General features: G+C 39.6%; 11 protein-coding genes. All 11 read right to left on the bottom strand.

What is annotated here, in order from left to right:
• Positions 1-1,161, bottom strand: coding sequence for an aldose epimerase family protein (locus ACYT6F_RS16100; protein ID WP_472598642.1), 1,161 nt, complete (start codon positions 1,159-1,161; stop codon positions 1-3).
• A 21-nt stretch (positions 1,162-1,182) separates the two neighbouring features.
• Positions 1,183-2,679: an L-arabinose isomerase gene (araA, locus tag ACYT6F_RS16105; protein ID WP_472598643.1), complete on the bottom strand. Its 1,497-nt coding sequence runs from the start codon at positions 2,677-2,679 to the stop codon at positions 1,183-1,185.
• 154 nt (positions 2,680-2,833) lie between these two features.
• Entirely contained in the window at positions 2,834-3,532 is a 699-nt protein-coding gene (locus ACYT6F_RS16110) for an L-ribulose-5-phosphate 4-epimerase (protein WP_472598644.1), read from the bottom strand.
• Between the two features lie 174 nt (positions 3,533-3,706).
• Positions 3,707-5,404, bottom strand: coding sequence for a ribulokinase (locus tag ACYT6F_RS16115; protein ID WP_472598645.1), 1,698 nt, complete (start codon positions 5,402-5,404; stop codon positions 3,707-3,709).
• 219 nt (positions 5,405-5,623) lie between these two features.
• Positions 5,624-7,606, bottom strand: coding sequence for an alpha-L-arabinofuranosidase C-terminal domain-containing protein (locus ACYT6F_RS16120; RefSeq protein WP_472598646.1), 1,983 nt, complete (start codon positions 7,604-7,606; stop codon positions 5,624-5,626).
• A gap of 206 nt (positions 7,607-7,812) precedes the next feature.
• Entirely contained in the window at positions 7,813-10,440 is a 2,628-nt protein-coding gene (locus ACYT6F_RS16125) for a glycoside hydrolase family 3 C-terminal domain-containing protein (RefSeq protein WP_472598647.1), read from the bottom strand.
• Positions 10,441-10,634: 194 nt separating this feature from the next.
• Positions 10,635-13,355, bottom strand: a complete 2,721-nt coding sequence (locus ACYT6F_RS16130; protein ID WP_472598648.1) for a T9SS type A sorting domain-containing protein — start codon at positions 13,353-13,355, stop codon at positions 10,635-10,637.
• Between the two features lie 251 nt (positions 13,356-13,606).
• The gene (locus ACYT6F_RS16135) at positions 13,607-16,129 is read right to left on the bottom strand and encodes a glycosyl hydrolase 115 family protein (RefSeq protein ID WP_472598649.1); all 2,523 of its coding nucleotides are present in this window, start codon (positions 16,127-16,129) and stop codon (positions 13,607-13,609) included.
• A 137-nt stretch (positions 16,130-16,266) separates the two neighbouring features.
• Positions 16,267-18,210, bottom strand: coding sequence for a glycoside hydrolase family 97 protein (locus tag ACYT6F_RS16140; RefSeq protein ID WP_472598650.1), 1,944 nt, complete (start codon positions 18,208-18,210; stop codon positions 16,267-16,269).
• 2 nt (positions 18,211-18,212) lie between these two features.
• Positions 18,213-19,586, bottom strand: a complete 1,374-nt coding sequence (locus tag ACYT6F_RS16145) for a glycoside hydrolase family 43 protein (protein ID WP_472598651.1) — start codon at positions 19,584-19,586, stop codon at positions 18,213-18,215.
• Between the two features lie 217 nt (positions 19,587-19,803).
• Complete coding sequence (locus ACYT6F_RS16150) at positions 19,804-21,210, bottom strand: glycoside hydrolase family 43 protein (protein WP_472598652.1); 1,407 nt, start codon at positions 21,208-21,210, stop codon at positions 19,804-19,806.
• Positions 21,211-21,212: the final 2 nt, after the last annotated feature.

Consider the following 21,212-nt stretch of genomic DNA (forward strand, 5'->3'; position numbering starts at 1 on the left):
TTATTTTTTAACTGAGAATTTATAAATGGTTTTCGACTGGTATTTTTCTCCCGGTTTCAGCTCTGTAGAAGGGAATGAAGGCTGGTTGGGAGAATCCGGAAAATGCTGGGTTTCCAGGCAGAAACCTGTTCGCTTCTGATATTTACCGCCGGTCTTCGTATCAAACTTTCCGTCAAGGAAATTTCCTGAATAGAACTGAACTCCCGGTTCATCGGTAAGCACTTCCATCATTCTTCCTGATTCCGGATGATAGACTTTAGCAATGCTTCTCAAGCCGCTCCCGTTCAGAATCCAGTTATGATCGTAGCCTTTTCCTCTTTTCAATTGCTCATCATCAGCGTTAATGTCTTTTCCGATCGGTTTAGAAACCGTGAAATCAAACGGACTGCCTTTTACGCTTTTTTGTTCACCAACAGGAATAATATTTTCATTAACCGGTAAAAATTTATCACCGTTAATCTGCAGTTCGTGATCCGTAATTTCTTTTGTAAAATTTCCGGAAAGATTGAAATACGAATGCTGTGTAAGATTTACGATTGTAGGTTTATCTGTTTCTGCTTCATAGGAGATTTCGAGAGCGTTATCGTCTGTCAAAGTATAAAAAACAGTGGTCGTCAATTTCCCGGGAAAGCCTTCTTCTCCATCAGCGCTGGTATAAGTAAGCTTTAAAGTCGGGAACTGTGCATCTTTCACAGGTTCAATATTCCAGAATTTGGTATTGAAACCTTCTTTTCCGCCGTGAAGACTGTTTGGGCCGTCATTCTTGTCCAGCTTGTATGTTTTCCCTTCCAAAGTGAATCTGGCATTGGCTATTCTGTTTCCGTAACGTCCGATTAAAGCTCCGAAGAAGTATGGATTTCCATTGAAATACTCTTCCGGTTTGGTAAAGCCCAGCACAACATCTGCATATTTCCCGTTTTTGTCAGGAGCGGTGAGCGAAGTAATGATTCCACCGAAATTGATAACTTCCACCGTCATTCCGTTTTTATTGGTAAGAGTGAATTTTTTAATGGAATCACCTTTAGCAGTTACTCCGTAATCTGAAATCTTTATATTTTCCATGTGTTCTGGATGAGTTTTTGGTTGATTTTCCTTTTTATTGCAGCCGAAAATACATAAAACGGCCAAAAGAATTATCAGGTTCATGCCTGTTTTTTTCATTTTTCTGAATATTTTGCAAGTTTAACGATAATATATTTCATTCCAACGAAGCGTATTCTTAAAATCACGGATTTTTGTGTTTTCATCAATGACCAGAGATTCAATACCCGCCATCTCCGCGAAGTCTTCTAACTGTTCCGCACTGACATTCTCACTATAACAGGTATGGTGCGCACCTCCTGCAAGAATCCATGCTTCGGCGGCAGTATAAAGATCCGGAAGTGGTTTCCAGAGTACCCTCGCAACAGGAAGTTTCGGAAGCTCTTCGGTAATTTCCATTGCTTTTGTTTTGTTGATTAACAGCCTGAAATGGTTTCCAAAATCCATTAAGGCGGCATTTAAAGAATCAATATTTCCTCTTGAATTGAATACAAGACGAACCGGATCTGCCTTGCCGCCAATTCCCAACGGATGAATTTCACAAGATGGCTGATCGGCTGCCAAAACAGGATCTACTTCCAGCATGTGAGAGCCTAAAACGGAAGGATTTGACGGATTTAAATGGTAGGTATAGTCTTCCATAAAGGCATTTCCGCCTTCCAATCCCTGTCCCATTGTTTTCATAGCACGGACGAGGGCTGCTGTTTTCCAGTCGCCTTCTCCGGCAAATCCATATCCTTTCTGCATGAGTCGCTGTACGGCAATTCCAGGAAGCTGTGCCAAACCGTGAAGGTCTTCGAAAGTATCTGAAAAACCTTTAAAATTACCGTCCTTGAGGAATTTTTCCAGTCCCAGTTCGATTCTTGCTGCAACTTCAAGAGATTTTCTGTTGGCCCCTCCTGAAAGAAGTGATGCTGCCATTTTGTAAGAAGCTTCATATTCTTCCATCAAAGTTTTCACTTCTCCGTCACCAATGGAATTAATAACACTTACCAAATCTCCTATCCCCCAAGTATTAACCGAAAATCCGAATTTGGTTTCTGCTTCCACTTTGTCACCATCTGTAACCGCTACAAATCTCATATTGTCACCAAAACGGGCGAATTTTGCACCCTGCCAGTCGTCCCAGCCAGCTGCAACTCTACTCCATTCGCCAATTTGTTTTTGTACTCTCTCTTCAGCCCAATGTCCTACGACCACTTTTCTGTTTTTGCGAAGACGGCTCACCATAAAACCGAATTCCCTATCGCCGTGAGCAGCCTGATTCAGGTTCATAAAGTCCATATCCATCGTAGACCACGGAATATCCTGGTTGAACTGCGTATGAAGATGCAACATCGGTTTTTGTAAAGCAGTTAGTCCGCGAATCCACATTTTTGCGGGTGAAAATGTGTGCATCCAGGTTACAATTCCGATACAATCTTTTGCGAAATTAGCAGCGGTTAAGGTTTCGAAAATTTCTTCAGTCGTCTTTACCGTAGGTTTTAAAACCACTTGTACAGGAATCTGTGACGAAGTGTTGAATGCTTCTACAATTTTAGCCGAATGTTCGGCAACCTGCTGTAATGTTTCCGGGCCGTATAAGTGCTGGCTTCCGGTGATGAACCATATTTCTTTCGTATTGAGAGGTGTTAACATATTTTTATAAATGATAATTTATAATTGATAATTAATTTTTATTTTTTCATTTTTCCATAGGTTTTACCTACGGCTATTAATGTTGAACCCTTCGGGTTCGTCTTTTTAGACACAGACGATAGCCATAAGCTAAAAGCCCATTGCCAGCAGCCAACTACTGTCCGTAATAGGCATTTTTACCGTGTTTGCGTTCGTAATGTTTTTTGATTAAAGAATCTTTAAGGCGCAACGCATTTGGATTAATCTGTCTCGTGAGATACGCCATTTCAGCAATCGTTTCCAGGACTTTACTGTTGTAAACGGCTTTTTCGGCATTTTTCCCCCAGGTGAATGGTCCGTGATTTCCGATGAGTACCATTTCCACTTCTTCGTATGATAATTTTTTTTCTTTGAAACAATCAAGGATTTGGATTCCGGTGTTGTATTCGTAATTGCCTTCGATTAAGTCATCGTGCATTGGTGGTGCGCAGGGGATATCTGCTGTTAAATGATCTGCATGGGTAGTTCCGAAAATCGGAATGTCCATCTGCGCCTGTGCCCAAGCCACGGAATAAATAGCATGCGTATGTGAAATCCCGCCGATGTTTTCCCAATTTTTGTACAGATAAGCGTGGGTTTTGGTATCAGAAGAAGGTCTTAGATTTCCTTCGACGACATTCGCGTCATAATCTAAAATTACAATATCTTCAGGCTTTAACAATTCGTAAGCAACACCACTCGGTTTGATGGCAAAGATTCCTTTCTCCCGGTCAACGGCACTTACATTTCCGAATGTGTAAACGACCAGCTTCAATGCATCAAGCTGCATATTGGCTTCGTAACATTCTCGTTTTAATTCTTTATAGATGCTCATTTTATTTACATATTTGTTGAAAATCTCTCTTTCAAATTTTTGGTTGATAGTCGTTAGTTTAATTATTGCAAATATTTAACAGGTCACCTCTACGAGTCTCTTTTTGTGACGATAATATTCACATATTTGCTATTAACCGCTCCTAACGGAACCGTGTTTAAACCTTATTAATAACTATAAACTGTCAACGATCAACTTCTTTTTAGACCTGATATTATTTTCGGTAAAATCTGCCAGGATCTGATATTGCTTCATAAATTCTGCATATTTTTCTACCTTTTCTGTTTGAGGGAAATACTCTGCTTCGAAATCAGAGCCCATTTTCTGACTTGCTTCCTGAACAGTCGGATAAATTCCTGCCGCAACGGCTGCATAAATAGCTGCCCCTAAAGCCGGAGCCTGGTCTGAAGCTGCAACAACAATCGGCCTATTCAGGACATTAGCCAACGTCTGCATTATGAACGGCGACTTTCTGGCAACACCCCCGATTCCGATTACTTTTTCGATTTTTACACCTTCCTCTTCAAAACGGTCAACAATTTTTTTGGACCCGAAACAAATAGCATTCACTAAAGCTTTGAAAATATGAGGTGCTTTTGTTCCCAACGAAAGATTGCTGATCGCCATTTTCAGTTCCTGATTGGCATCGGGCGTTCTTCGTCCGTTGATCCAGTCCAAGGCTACCGGTACAACTTCTGAAAGTGGAATTTTTTCCGCTTCCAGGGTGAGATTGCGGATAATATTATTTTCTATTTCTTCTTTCAGCAATTGTTTTTGGTTTTCATCAATCACACTGGAATTCATCAGAATACTTTGAGTCGGCCACAACAAGATGTCTTTGAACCAGGCCAGCACATCTCCAAATGCGGACTGACCTGCTTCGAGCCCCATTAATCCCGGAATAACAGAGCCATCTACCTGTCCGCAAATCCCTTTAACGGTTTTATCGCCGATAAGTTCGTTGGGAGCCACCATAATATCACAGGTTGATGTTCCCATAATTCTGATCAGTGTATTTTCCTCTACTTTTGCACCAACCGCTCCGGAATGCGCGTCAAAAGTTCCGACAGCAATTACCGTGTTGGTTGTTAAGCCCAATTTTGTTGCCCACTCTTGATTCAGATTTCCTGCAACTTCGTCGGAAGTGTAGGTTTTATTATACAATCTGTCACGAAGTTCTGCCAGCGAAGGATCCAGCTGACCAAGAAAATCTTTGGAAGGAAGACCGTCCCATGACTCGTGCCACATGGCTTTGTGACCCGCAGCACAACGGCTTCTCTTAAATGTTGCTAAATCCTGATTATCAGAAATTAAAAAGGTAAGGTAATCGCAATGTTCCATCCAGCTGTAGGCTGCATTTTTCACCGCTTCATCTTCTCTGTTGATGTGAAGAATTTTAGCCCAAAACCATTCAGAAGAATAAATTCCGCCTTCGAATTTTGTGTAATCTTCGCCACCCCAGTTTCTCGCCAGGTGATTGATTTCTTCAGCTTCGTTAATTGAAGTATGATCTTTCCACAACACCATCATTGCATTCGGATTTTCTGAAAACTCAGGCAAAAGGGATAGTGCAATCCCTTCTTTATTTACGGGAAGCGGTGACGAACCCGTTGTATCAATACAAATGCTGACAATATTTTCAGGCGCAACACCACTTCCTTTTACGATAGTTGAAATGGTTTTTTCCAATCCTTCGATATGGTCGAGCGGATGCTGACGAAATTGATTTTCTTCCGGCTTACAGAATTTTCCTTCTTTCCATCTTTTGTAATAGCTTACGGAAGCCGCTAATTCTGCCCCATTTTCCGTATCAATCAAAACGGCTCGAACAGAGTCTGTTCCGTAGTCTAAGCCGATAACATATTTTTTCATTAATAAAAATGATTAATTTGATTATTGTTTTTTTAACTCTTTAAAAATAAAATGTGCAATGGATTACATTCCGTAAGGAAATTATATTAATTTTTAATTTATCTCAAAGAAAACCTCACATTCCTGTTTTACAGTTAAAACAAATATAAGATTCTATTTTAAATAAATGTAATATTTACACTTAATTTTTATTTTTCTTTTATTGATGGGAGTTTACAGCTATTTTATTTTCAAAACAACAAAAGAATTAGCCGGAATTTCAACAGAAATTTTTCCTTTTTTAATGGTCTGCGTTTCTTCTTTTGGTGTAATGGTTTCTGACTGGAAATTATTTTCATCGGAAAGTCCTGTAGAAGTCAGTACAATTTTTGTGAGTTGACTGCCTATTTTAATATTTTTTGGGTTAATTTCAAGCGAAGTTTCCTTTGGATTTGAATTGACTATTTTAATGATTATTTCTCCTTTTTTAAGATCACGAACTGCCGATGCATAGAGATTATTCTCCCCTTTCAATGGCTTTCCTTTTTCGTAAATTTTAATTAAATCAGTTCCTTTATTATTTGAAAATAATTTCTGAACATAGTAATTCGGGGTAGCGTAAGATTTAAGATTGTTGAACCAGATCAGATCCGGTGTCCACTGCCACCCTTCTGCATGGGCAAAAAGCGGTGCGTAAGAAGTCATTGTCACAACATCTGCATTGCGCTCCAGTCCGGTCATAAAAGCGGCTTCCGAAAGTGCAGTCAGCCAGTTGTTTTTATTATCCGGTTTTACAACGCCGACTGATTGTGCGGCGTATTCTCCGGCAAAAACTTTTGGTCCTCTTCTATCGTATTTGTCGTATCTATCTGCATTTTCCAAAAACCATTCAGGAGAATTGTAGTAATGTTCGTCCACAATCTGTGCATTCAGTTTTATAAGCTCTTTCCAGCCATACTCGAAGAATTCTCCGTCAGGTGACGGTCCGCTTCCGGAAATGATTTTGATATCAGGGTATTTGTCGTGAATCGCTTTTTCAAAAACTTTGTAACGTTCAATATAATCTGCTCCCCACTGCTCATTTCCAACACCAATGAATTTCATATTAAAAGGTTTGGGATGTCCCATTTCAGCACGAATTTTCCCCCATTTCGTATTGGAATCACCGTTTGCAAACTCTATCAAATCCAAAGCGTCCTGAACATAGGGGTCTAAATCTTCCATTTTTACGAGTTCCGCAGTATTGAATTGGCACGCCATTCCGCAGCTTAAAATAGGAAGCGGTTCTGCGCCTAAATCCTCCGCCAATTGGAAATATTCAAAAAATCCAAGCCCGAAAGACTGCCAGTAATCCGGCGTTAGGCGGTGCGCAAATCCATTGTTCCATTTGTTGATGAGATTTTCGCGGTCTTCTACTTTACCAATCGTTTTTTTCCACTGGTAGCGTTCCGCCAACGTCCTGCCTTCCACAATACATCCACCCGGAAAACGTAAAAATCCTGGCTGTAAATCGTATAATTTTTCAACAAGATCTTTTCTTAAACCGCCTTTTCTGCCTTTCCATGTGTCTTGTGGAAACAGTGAAATCATATCCATATTCACAATACCTTTCCCGGTAAAAGTGATTTGAAGTTTTGCTTTTTCAACAGTTTTGGAAGGTGTGAAAACAGCATTATATTTTTGCCAGCCTCCTCCTTTTATGATGGTAGAAACTGAAGAAATCACCGTTCCGCTTTCATCAATCAGACTTGTATTGATGGCAGAAATATTTCCTGAAATGTTTTCGAGATTAAAGCTTAAATCGTATTTTTCACCCTGATGCAAACCAATTCCCCTGAACCCTTCGTTCTCTAGCGAATAATTTTTATCATTCCAAACCGTGATTCTTGCGTGGTTTTTATTGGTTTTGGATTTATCAGTAATAATCGTCAAAAAGCCGGAATCTAAATTAGGAGACAATGTTTTTGTGTTGGGTTGCTTCCAGCCTGTCAACGGTTCGTCGAATTCAAAGCTGCGATTTTTAATGAGTTCCGCATACAATCCGCCGTCTGCCGCAAAGTTGATGTCTTCGAAAAAAATTCCGTACATCGTTGGCTGGATTTTGATATTGGTGGAAGCCCCGTCTAAATCTAGAAAATGTTTTTTGACATTTCCATTTTGCGCTGAAAAAAATGCAACACTTAGCGAAATAACTGCTGTTAATATTTTGGTTTTTGTTTTCATTGATTGGTTTTGGACTGTTTTTTTAACCACAAAAGGCACAAAAGATTTTCACACATTAGATTTTTAGTTTAATATTTTAGCTTCAAAAAAAGAACTCATAAGTTTAAAATCTTTGATTTATCGTTTTGCTTACTTTTAAATATTAAAATCATTTCAATATATCTTTTGTCTCTTTTGTGGTTAAATTAGTTTTGGACATCTAAATTTTAATTTACTTTTAATTGAAGACTTTTCAATCCGGATTCATCGGAGGTTCCGCCGTAGAAAATGGTGTAGTTTCCTGATTTTGATACCAAATCATCAGCTTTTTCATCGTAAAATTTAAATGAATCTCCAGAAATAGTAAGCTGAACATTTTTCGTTTCACCTGCTTTTATAAAAACTCTTTCGAAAGCCCTCAAAGTCTTTACAGGAGCTGAAGCATCATTATTTCTTTTCACATACACTTCAATCACTTCTTCTCCATCTATCTTTGAAATATTCTTGACAGGAATTGTAATGTTTAAATTTTCATTCGTATTGATGGTATTTTTACTCAATTTAGCGTCACCATAATTAAATTTTGAATAACTCAACCCGTGTCCGAAAGCGTACAAAGGTTTTTCGGTCATATAACGGTAGGTTCTTCCCTGCATATCGTAATTTTCAAAGCCCTGATGTTTGCTGGTTTTAGACAAATTATTATCGAGCTGTTCCAGATTTTTGTAGAATGTAATCGGCAATTTTCCTGACGGATTATAATCTCCTGCCAAAACATCTGCAACGGCAGTTCCACCGGATTGTCCGCCGTACCAGGCATTCAACAAAGCGTCATAATTTTTTTCATCCTGTTCCAAACCGAGTGAGCTTCCCGTGCAAAGCACAAATACAACAGGTTTTCCGGTTTTTCTTAATTCGGCGAGCAGTTCACGCTGAACTTTCGGAAGATCGATGGAAGTTTTGTCTCCTCCTTTGAAACCTTCTGCGTTGACCATCATTTCTTCACCTTCCAGACTTGGCGAGAGTCCACCTGCAAAAATAATAACCTCGGCATCTTTTACTTTATTTCTTACCGAAGCGAAATTGACAGGATCTTTCCGGTACACATCGAACGCAATACTTACATATTTTCCTTTCTGGGTGTGGTGTAACTCGATCTGATATTCTTTGCCTTTTTCCATTTTCACAGGGAATTCCGAAGGATGTCTTGCATCCGGACCTTTTCTGGTCGCAATTTCTTTTCCGTCCACAAAGAGCGAATAAACGTCTGAAGTGGAAGCTGAAAAAATAACGTCTCCCGTATAAGTACTTTTAAAAACTCCTGAAATTTTAGCAGATGTATTTTCCCTTCCGACATTCGGGGCAAGCTGTGTTCCGCCAAAGCTGTTGTAGCTGATTCCTGTTTTATTGACTGAAATATTTGCAGGCTCTCCTTTGAATTCATTATTGTTGAAAAAAGTTACCTTCATTCCTTTTTCTCCATTTTTCTGACTTACAAAGTTTTGGTATAATGAAGTTCTGGAAGACGGGTCGGTGACTTCACTTCCTTTTTCATATATGATTTCTGCATTCGGAAATTTGGTTTTAATTCCATCTAAAATCGTTATGATTGAAGAAGGTGTTCCGTTGTAATTTCCCAGCTGCATCAGTCCGTCATCGGCATTTGGACCGACAACCGCAATTTTTTTGATGTTTTTATTTAAAGGCAGAACATTATTCTCGTTTTTCATCAGCACAATTGATTTTTGTGCCATTTTTAGAGCCTGCATTTTATGTTCTTCAGAATCCACCACAGCATATGGAATTGAGTTCCAATGAACGGAAGTTTTAGGATCAAGCATTCCCAGTTCAAACCAGCCTTTCAGAATTCTTCTCATCGAAATATCGAGGTCTTTCTCTGTGATTAATCCGCTCGCTAAAGACTTGTTTAAATTATTATACGTGTCGCCACATTCCAGATCTGTCGAATGTTTCAAGGCATCTGCGGCGGTACTTTTTTCGTCGGGGTGCGTTCCGTGGTATTTTTTCTGGTAGAAATCTGCCAACGCCCAGCAATCGGAAACGACCATTCCATCGTAATTCCATTTTCCGCGAAGAATTTCTGTCAGCAAAGTATTGTTAGCACAACACGGTTGTCCGTCAAAAGCATTGTAAGCGCACATCACTTCCCTCACATTTCCTTCCAAAACCAATGCTTTGAAAGCCGGAAGATACGTTTCGTATAAATCTCTTTTGGAAACTTCGGCGTTGTAGGAATGACGATTCCATTCCGGGCCGCTGTGAACGGCAAAATGTTTGGCGCAGGCGTGGGTTTTGAAATATTTAGGATCGTTTCCCTGAAGGCCTTTTACGGCGGCAACACCTAAAACTGAAGTCAGATATGGATCTTCGCCATAGGTTTCCTGACCTCTTCCCCATCTTGGGTCACGGAAGATGTTGATGTTTGGCGTCCAGAACGTAAGACCTTCATAGCGTCCGGTTTTCTGGGATTCGTCAAAAGATTTATTGTATTTGGCACGGGCTTCATCGGAAATCATTTCAAAAGTTTTGAGATGTTCCGGAACATCCCAGGTTGCTGCCATTCCAATTGCTTGAGGAAAAACTGTTGCTGTTCCCGCTCTTGCAACACCGTGAAGCGCTTCATTCCACCAGCCGTAATCGGGAATATCCAATCTGGGAACTGCTTTGGAATTGTCCATCATCATCCCGATTTTTTCGTCCACCGTTAATAATCCGAGAAGATTTTCGATTCTCTGATCGACCGGAAGTTTGGGGTTTTGAAAAGGATATTTGAAATTCTGTGCAGATGAGACAGCGCAGATGAAGATTGATATATTTAACAGAATCTTTTTCATGGATTTTTTTTTAATTCTTTTTGTTAAATCATAACCCATTTAGATTATCATTAATAATTTGATAAGAAAAACAAATATAACATTCTATTTTAAATAAATGTATAAACTACACTTAATTAATTTATTATTTCTTTTAATTCAAAACCGCCATACAGATTGATATGACGGTAATGAAGGTAAATAATTGATTCGTCTTATTGCTTAATGAACTTATTCTTAAAGACCTGACTGTTTTTATCGGAAATTTCGATAAAGTAAATTCCCGAAGTAAGTTCTGAAATATCAATTCTGTTTTTGCCTGGCTTCAATTTCAAATCTGTTTTTATTAAACTTCCTTTTGCGTCAATAATCGAGGCCATTGCACTGTGCGATTTCAGTTCGATAAAAATTTCCGTTTTTGCAGGATTAGGATATATTTTAGACTTATTTAATTCTGTCTCTTTTGCCGAAAGCACTGAGAAATTTAACGGAAGAATATTGGCAGCATATGTATTTTCTTCACTCAGGTAAGCTCTGAAAGGATTAATCATCGGTTCGCTGCCTGCTGCAACTTTATAAAATCCGGTTACTCCGTTTTCTGTCTTTAAAACATAGGCATTGGCAGGAACTTTAATTGTATGATAAACACCATTCATCTGGCTGACAGTGATTGCTTTCGGGGTAGAGACATTTCCCGTACCGGTAAATGTAACGTTTCCTGTAGCGTTTACAAGCACCGGAGTATTGGCCGGAATAATTCCGTTAGAAACCGGAGTGCAGGAAATGGCCGTTGTTCCGGGTGACATCAGATATACATTCACTCCGGAAGGAATATTGGCTTCGAAAGGCAGCAACAGTACATCATAACCATTAAATACCCTGCTGTAGGAAGCTGCTCCTGTTGTGAAATTAAACGGTACCTGAAAATCTTTTCCTGAATCTGAAAGAACAAGGTTTGAACAATTGGTCCCCGAAATGACATTATTAGCGGTAGAATTTACATTTGAATTCACATAAAATATATTGTTTGAATTAACGCTTACAGGCTGCCAGTTGGTGGCGGTGATTCCTGAAACTGTTCTGAAATCCAAAGATGTGTAATATCCGTTTTCCAGCGCATCCATCATATTGCTGTCGCTGTCGGAGTAAGTACCATTAAATTTTGAAGCAATTTCATTTCCCACGTTAAAGTATACATCTCCTAAATTCAGCGTTAAAACTGAACCGTAGTTTGAATTTCTAAGTCCTAAAATGCCTTTGCATCCGTCCGTAAGAACCTGTCTTGAAATATCTAAAGTAATATCAAAATTTCCGCCCGAAGGAAAATTAATTCTTCCATAATTATAGGATTTGGCCATTCCCTGACTGTTAATGTAGTACAAAGTCGTATTATCCGAATAGCTCTGCCCTGCCGTTGTATAGCTGTTGACATGCAATATCAGTTTATTGTATCGGTCATTCAGCTGAAGATAACCATTGGAAGCGGTCATATTATTACTGAATAATGGACTTGGGTTGGAGAAAGTAACGGTTGTATTGCTGATGTTAAATGCTGTTCCAAAGGCAGAATTTGTTATTGTCTGCGTTTCGATTTTATTATAATGAATATTTCCTCCTGTCATGAGAGAAACGGGTCTGTCGGCACTTTTGTTAAAAACGAAAGTCATTACGCTGGACGGAGTTATTTCCACTCCCGGCCGGAAAGTCTGGGTACTGAATGAAACCGGAGTTGTAAGCATATCAGACGAAGAATTCGTTAATACTTTTGTTCCTGAAGTTGTATAAAAAGGCAGATCTACTTTAAGATTATAGGTGTTTGAGGAAGGATTAATGACCATTAAAACCACCTGATTCCCGTCTGAAGAAATGTAGGAAGATCCCTGAAGCGCACCCGTACTGTCTCCCCAGATTGCCGCAATACGCGTTTTTCCGGTTGTATATTTGGCAAAGTGAGAAAGAATATATCCTCTTTTCGTTATCACTCCTGACGCAGTGCCGTTGGTACCGTCTCCCATCAGTCCGTAATATCTTTTGGAAGCATAATGAATCCAGGCATTGATATTTCCGAGCATGGAATTATTAATACTTGAAGCGAAGTTGAAGGCATCCAGATTCCAGTTAAAATCGCGCGGCGTCTGACTTCCTGAATTCCAGTTGATGAGATATTCCGTCTGCCATATTTCTTTATTATAATTCTGAAATTGCTTGTAAGCAGACTGCATCAATCCGTACTGATGGCCACCGTACACTTCAAAATTAGCCATTGTAGCGGTATTCAGCATAGCGTTGGCAAAATTATCAGTAAAACCTACACTTTCCGGAGCAATCACCTTACAGTTGATGAGATGACCGTAATCTTTTACGAAAGTCGCAATTTGCGTCGGAGTCCAGATGCATCCCTGGTATTGTGCCATTTCATCAGGTTCATTCTGAATGGAAATATAGTCCAGATCCACACCGTTAGACTGAAGATAGGTTACAAAACTATTGAGATATAAAGCATAATCCTGATAGTTTTCCGGTTTTAAATAACCAATTTGCTGTACGCCGTTTGCATCGGTATACACTGCATTTACGTGATTGTTGGTTTTCCATGCTGCGGGCATCGTCCACGGACTTGCAAAAATGGTTAAACCCATTGATTTTGCAAGCTGTGCAGTAGGTAATACCACACTCCAGTTATTGCTGTCTTCAGGAATATATAATCGCATAATGTTATATCCCGCTGTACTTCCCGTCCCCCAAAGTGTCTGAATTTCAGATGTTGACATATGATTATACGCAAACTGCGGACTGCAGACAAATCCACCAAAACCTTTTATATTCTGGTAGGTAATATTTTTATCGATCTTAACAGTGGTAAGCTGTCCGTAACACAAGCTGCTAAAAAGCAGGCACAGCGCATAAATAGTAAAAAGGCTGACTAGTTTTTTCATAATGTTTTAGTTTTGATTTTGTGATTTTCACGCATAAAATTTGGGCAAAGAATCCCCTTCAAGACAGTCTGATTAAAAAACCGCCAAGAAAAATCTCCTGAAATGATTCAGGCAACAATTATAAATAAAGTGATATCAGGTCTTTTGCTGTTATCTTTTCATTTTGATAAAAACAATATTTACATGAAAATTGAGATTAGAGATAATTATTTCATAGGCATATTTGATAGTGGTTACTATTTTTTGAAATTTCATTGAAGGATTTCGCTTTCGGGTGCACCCAGATAGGAAGGTTTTAAACCTCCGGTGTTGATCAATATTTTTTCCAGAACAATTCCCGGTTCCAGAACACGGAATCGTAAGGTATGTTTTCCGGGCTGTGAAATAGGATGTTTTGTAGCTGATTTAATAATATGTTCTGACTGCCATTTTCCCAGTTCTCCTTTATAATGACCATTGAAATTAACCACCTGCGGAGCCTGTCCGTCGAAAGAAATTTCGTAACGCAATCCTTTATTATGGTTAAAATTCAATGTCGGAGCCAGTAATAACTGAACCTCAAATTCTCCTTTGGATTCAAAATTAATATCATATTCAAGATATATATTCTCATCATCTTTCGGGTAAGCATTTTGAGGAAAAGTTGTCACTCCTGATTTGGTTTTTCCGAAATCAGGAATCACTTCCCAATGGATCCGGTCTGAATTATTCAACCCTGAAAAATTTTCAGCTTCCATCGAAACATAGCCATTCTTCTCCTGAAAGACTTTTTCTTTTGGAACATCCGTTTCGAAAACATAGGTAACTTCAAGCATGATGTTTTCTTTTCCGTCGGCCCAGGTTTTATACCCGATGCGCATCTGATCCATCATGTGTTTCCATTTTCCGTTTGCAATAACATTGTTGTACTGATTGTCGAGATAGGCGTTTCTTGCAAAACATTCTTTCACTTTATCTGCATAGGAATTTGCCTGAAGATCTTTTTTAGCAGCCAGTTCCCTGTTTTTGGCAACGGCATAGTACATTTCATACAAATTGCTGCAGGCATCAATCGGGTACAAAACCAGCTGGTAATAAGCATCCTGATATTCGGCCGGAATCTGTTCTTTTAATCGTAAAGCATCGATTGCCAAAGCTCTGTACTCATTCAGAACGGTTTCAAACTCATTATAATTTTCCAGGCTGTAGGTTTTGCTGTCAAGGGTTTCCGGTGTTACTCTACGGTTGTATTTTGCGTACAGGTTGATCATCCTTGCAATTTCTTTAGCATGTTTTTCGCCAAACTGCTGTGCGGCCCACTTTTCAGTATATTCCAGAAGGTTTTTTGAATTAAACTGTTTCGGATTCCAAGCCATTTCCATGAAAAAACTGATCGGGAATTCCATGGGTTTCAAATCTCCTACATTTACGACCCAAAGTTTGTCTACTTTATGTTCATAAGAAAGATTCATCTGTTCCCAAACCCGCTGGATGGGACTGATATTGATCCATTTTGAATTTCTCGGACCGCCTACATAATCAAAATGATAATACATTCCGTAACCGCCTTTATGCAGAGGTTTAGAAAGGTCCGGAAGCTTCCGCACATTGCCCCAGTTATCATCGCAGAACAACAGAATCACATCATCCGGAACCTTCATTCCTTTGTCATAATAATCCTGAACTTCTTTGTACAGTGCCCATACCTGCGGTGTTTTCTCCGCTTTCTTTCCGGTAGCTTCAGATATAATTTTACGTTGGTCTTTTACGATTTTTTCCAGCAGAGCAATATTCGTTCCCTCTCCCATTGCTTCATCGCCATCCCCGCGCATTCCAACTGTTACGAGTCTTTCCCAGTTATTGCTTCTTTCAATCCCTGATTTCCAAAATTTCTGCAAAACTTCACTGTTTTTATTATAATCCCAGACGTTCGGAAGGTTATTTCTTTTGATATACCGATGCCAGTCGGTTTGTGCCAAAGCCATCGGTTCGTGATGTGAAGTTCCCATGACAATTCCCATTTCATTTGCCAGCGGTCCGTTCAACACATCATCGTCATAAAATGCTTTTCCCCACATGGCAGGCCAGATGTAATTGCCTTTTAACCTTAAAATCAGTTCGAAAACTTTCTCATAAAATTTAGAGTTGAACCCGCCAAAAGTAGCTCTCGCCCAGCCTCCGAGTGAAGGTTCTTCATCATTCAGGAAAATCCCGCGGTATTCCACAGCCGGCTCTCCATCGGTGTAGATTCCTTTTTTAAAATAGATATTTTCTTTTACCTCAACCGGAATATCTGCCCAGTAATACCACGGCGAAACCCCAATCTGCTGAGACATTTCGTAAATTCCGTAAATCGTTCCGCGCTTGTCGCTTCCGGCAATCACGATGGCTTCGGAAATTCCCGGATATGGATTGCTTACATTTTGGATCATGTATTTTTCTCTTTTTCCGGTTAATAATTTTCCGTCAATTTTTTTTTGCCTGATTAAATTATCAATTATCGATTTTGTTCCTGCTGTCCCAATGATAATCAAAGGCGATTGCTGTGCGGAAAGCTGATTCAGCAAATTCGGCTCGGCCCCGGTAACTTTCTGGAAATCGGATTGCAGGCTTTTAATGGCCCTGAGAATTCCTTTGTCGATTCCCGAATTGGTAAAAATTGAAAATCTTAAATTTTTCTCTTTTAAAACAATGGTTTCAGAATTTTTTTCCGTGGTGATGAACGGTTCCGCGGCATCAATCTGCAGGCAGAATCCGAATAACATGACGAGAAAATAGAGTTTAATGTGCTTCATATTTTTTGTTTTCTTTTGCTAAACCTCATAGGTTTTTGAAACCTATGAGGTTGAATGTAATATCTTATTCTTTTATCCATAGGTTTTACCTACGGCTATTGATATTGAACCCTTCGGGTTCTCTTTGATGTCAAAATTTAATTTCTTAAAACAAAACCACCATTAGGCTGGATTTCTATCGTGAAATCACTGTTTTTGTTTACTTTCACTTCTTTTTCGGAAGAATTTCCCTGAGCATCATCATTGATTAATTTCACTGTTTTTCCTGCGAACATCGGAAGGCTGATCTTTAATTTCTTAACTGTTTTCTCTGCATTAATTCCGGCGATATACCATTGATCCTGATGTCTTCTTCCTATCACAGAATATTTTCCGGGATACCCGTCGATGAAAACCGTTTCGTCCCAAAGGGTGGGAATTTCCTTCATAAAATCCAGCTGGAATTTCGGGGCATCCGTCAGGTTATTCGGCATTACGGCAAACATCTGAACAGGATTCTGAAATAATACTGCTGTTGCGAGCTGAAAACTATCTGTGGTATATCTCTTATTTTTATCCTTGTTGGATTTTGTCAAAAATTTGTTGAGAAAAGTTCCACCAAATTCCATACTTCCGACCGTGTTTCTGATAAAAGGATGTAACGAAGCGAAAAAAGCTTCCTGTTTACGCACATCTTCAGAAAAATACAACATTTCGGATGCTAAAACGGCTTCGCTTCCGGCATAATTCGGGTACATGACTTCCCAGCCTCTCGGTAATGTGGTTCCGTGGAAAATAATCTTTAAACCAAAATCATTCGCATCCGAAAGAATATCTTCATAAAGACGAATGGTTTCCTGCTTGTCGCCGCCGAAGAAATCGACCTTTAATCCTTTTACGCCAATTTCTTTGAGCCATTTCATTTCTTTTTTGCGTTCTACGGATGAGCTCATTTTATTTCTCGGTCCCATTGGTGCATCATTGGCCGCGCCATTGGAATTGTACCAAAGCATAACGCCAACATTTTTGGATTTTGCATACTGAATAAGCTCTTTCATCCGGTCTTTGCCGATATTTTTGTCCCAAAGCGCATCCATCAGGATATATTGGAAGTTTAATGCAGCAGCGAGATCAATAAATTTCACCTGATCATCGTAATTCATACTGTTGTCCTGCCAGAGAATCCAGCTCCATGTAGATTTTCCGAACTGATATTTCCGGGAAGGTTCATACATCGGTTCTACCACATCAAACGGAATGGTTGTTTCTACAATCGGTTGTAAAGATGCACCAACGGTAATGGTTCTCCACGGTGTTGAACCGGGCAGTGAAATTGCTGCCCCCGTACTTCCGAATCCGTTATTTTCAGCCATGTCCGGATAAGCGACTTTGTACAGACCCTTTTCAGGGGTCGTTTCCAGATGAGAGGCACAATATAAACTGTTCACTCCTGTTTCCGAAAGCAATATCCAGCCGTTATTTCCGAGGTGAAATAATCCCGGGAAAACATATCCGTAATCAGCTTTGGCTCCGAGTTCCGCATCTGCTTTATAACCGCTCTCATAGCTTGGCGCCGTACGGGCAAATCCTGTCATCGGCTTCATCATTGGGGAAAGAAAGGTAGTTGTCTGAGACGGAAACCGGTAACCGGTAATTTCCGATTGTACAACTGCGCTCAGGCGGTCTTTCATGGGTAAAAGATGATACCTGAATGCAATATTGTTATTACTTACTTGAAATTCAATACTGATGCTGAATTGGTCTGCATTAGTAAAATTAACTGTTAATGTATTGGCTTTATAATCGACCTGCGATTTTTTAATTTTTTCGTTGGTATACGTTTTTGAAACCTGATCTTTTTTGCTGTCGGTGAATTCTAAATTCTGAGAAAAATCAGATTCATTGGTGATTAAACCCAGCGGAGATTTCTCCAGCATAACTTTTTCCTGATAGGTTACGTTGTATAACGCTTTTCCGTTTTCCGAAAAGACATTCAGCTTCAGTTTTCCATCGGGACTGATAACCTGTGCAACCTGGGCAAAAACTGAAATTCCGCTCAGCAGGCATAATAGTAGTGATACGTAAGATATTATTTTAATCATAATCATTTATTTTCAAGAAAAGTCCAATAGTCGAAAAACATAACATCCTTTGCTGCTTTTCCGTTAAACACAAAATATACATCGTGAACACCGGTCATTTTTTCTTTTAATTCTGTTTTCACGGTTTCCCAACGGTTATCTCCGCCTGTCAAGGGAACTTTTATCGTGGCGATTACGGGGCCGGTAACGCTATCAAGATGGACATCCATCGTTACCTCGCTGTTGTGTGTGGTTCCTACTCTTGCCGAAAATACTTTGGCACCATTTTTTCCAAAATCCACATTTTTCACACTGGTGTAAGCACCGCTTTTTTTGGCTTTAATAAAAACACCGGCTTCTTTGTTCTGATACGACTTTACATTTTCCGACCATGCGATGGTTTCCGCCTGATTAAAGCTGTAAGGATTTACTGTTGCGGTGGCTTTGGTAATTCCATTAGTCATTGTAAAAGGTGAAATAGAACCATCTTTGTTGAATTCCAGTTCCTGAACGCTGACAGAACGTGTAAATCCGCTCCCGCCCGGCAAAGCTCCATTGTGATAAAAGAAATATGTTTTTCCTTTAAAATCTATGACTCCGGGATGGTTGGTAAATGATTTTCCTTCGGCAGGCATAATAATTCCGCCGTATTTCCATGGCCCCTGTGGATTTTTGCTGGTAGAATATCCTATAAATTCGGGAAGCGGACCACCCGGCCAGAAAAGGTAATACAAATTTTTTCTTTTATACAGCCAAGGTCCTTCCTCATATTTTGAGGGTCTTTCAGGATTGGGTTTTCCATCTCTTTTTCCGAATGATTCTTCTGTCATGGGAACCTCAATAATATTTCCGGAATAAGAAATCATATCTTCATTTAATTTAACATATTTCAGTTTCGGGTTTCCCCAGTACATATGTGCCTGTCCGTCATCATCAACAAAAACGGTGGGATCGATATCGCCCCATTCGCTCTGTACCAGCGGTTTTCCCAACGGATCATGAAACGGTCCAAACGGACTTTCGCCAACGGCAACACCAATCGCCCCTTTATTGTTAGTTTTAGACCACATGGGAACATACATAAAAAATTTGCCGTTCCTTTCCACGCACTGAGCAGCCCATGCATCTCGTTTTGCCCATTCAAAATCGTTATATGAAAGAATGGTTCCGTGGTCGGTCCAGTTTACCATATCATTGGTGGAATAAACTTTCCAGTCGTTCATGGTAAACCAGGTGGAATCATCTTCATCATGCGTGGTATAAACGTAGAGCCTTCCATTGTAAACCATAGGAGCCGGATCTGCGGTGTAGTTGGTCTGTATGATAGGATTCTGGGCAGAAACTGCTCCTGAAATCATTAAAAACAAACCCAATATAGATTGTATCGTATTTTTCATATTTTTATTTGTAGTTGTTGTTCAGTCATCATTTAAGAATGAACTTATCTTTTATATCTATCTAAAATTTACAGAGTCTATCCACAGTTTTTTGCACATGAGACACATTAGGTTTTAGTTCCAACTTTGCACATATTTCAGATCACATAAGATTAAAATCAAAGATTTTTTATGTTTGAAAATTTCATATTCGTCATTGATACTTTGTGGTAGCGCTCTATTTTTTCTTAAAGCTCCAATAATCGAAATTAAACAGCTTTCTTCCTGCCGTAATATTTTTCCCCTGGAATACAAAATAGACATCATGAACACCGGAAACCTTTTCTGAAATTTTTGATGATATTGTTTTAAAGTCTTCCCAGCCACCGGTTCTTGGAATATCAATTGACGCTATCTTTGGTCCTTTTACCTCATCAAGATGGACTTCTAAAATTCCGCCGTCAATGCCTGCAGCTACTGAAGCTGAAAATTCTGCAGCGCCAGTTCCGAAATCCACTGCTCGGACTTTTATAAATCCGCCCACTCTGGTATCGGAAACGTAGACTTCATTTTTCTTGTTTTCGGAAGTACTGCATTTCTCCGACCATGCCATGGTTTCCGCTTCGTTTCTTTTGTAAGGATCTAATGTTCCGACCGGGGTTACTCCTTCTTTAGTCATTGTTATTTTTGGAATACTTCCATCGGCATTGTATTTAAATTCTTCAACAGCAGTAGAGCGTCCGTAACTTCCGCCGTTTGGTAAAAGTCCGGTGTGATAAAACAAGTAGGATTTCCCTTTAAAATCGATAATTCCTCCATGATTGGTAAAACTGTTGGTCGGCTGATCGGTCATAATTTTCCCATGATATTTCCATGGCCCGGTTGGTGATTCGCTGGTTGCATATGATAAACATTCCGTTTTTCCGGTCATACCTGCATACATCATGTAATATTGATTGTTTCTTTTGTACAGCCACGGACCTTCTACGTAAACATCATCAAACTTTTCCTGTTTTTGTAAAACCTCATCACTTCTTCCGGGACGTCTCAATCCCCCGAAAGATTCAGCTGATTGTGGAATTTCCGTAATTTTTCCGGCATAAGAAATCATATCCTTATTCAGTTTAGCATAAAATAATTTGCTGTTTCCCCAATAGAGATAAGCCTGTCCGTCATCATCAATAAAAACGGTAGGATCGATATTATCCCATGTTCCGGTTGAAATCAATGGTTTTCCGAGTGCATCCTTAAAAGGACCGACAGGGCTATCTGAAACAGCAACACCAATCGCCATATTATTATCAACAGTCTGAGCACAGATATACCAGTAAAATTTACCATTTCGTTCGATGCATTGTGCTGCCCAAGCTCTGTCCCTCGCCCAGCTGAAGGATTCTAAAGAAATGGGAACACCATGATCCGTCCAGTTTACCATATCTTCGGTTGAATGAACCCGCCATTTGGTCATCGTATAAAAATCAAATCCCGGCTGATCGTCTCCCGTGTACACATACAGTTTGTTTTTATACACCATTGGTGCCGGATCGGGTGTAAAATGCGTCTGAATAACCGGGTTCTGAGCAAAAATAGCAGTGGTTGCCAACAGAAGAGGTAATGCAATATATTTTAAATTTCGATGAATCATAA

The organism is Chryseobacterium sp. NG-CE01, assembly GCF_055695505.1.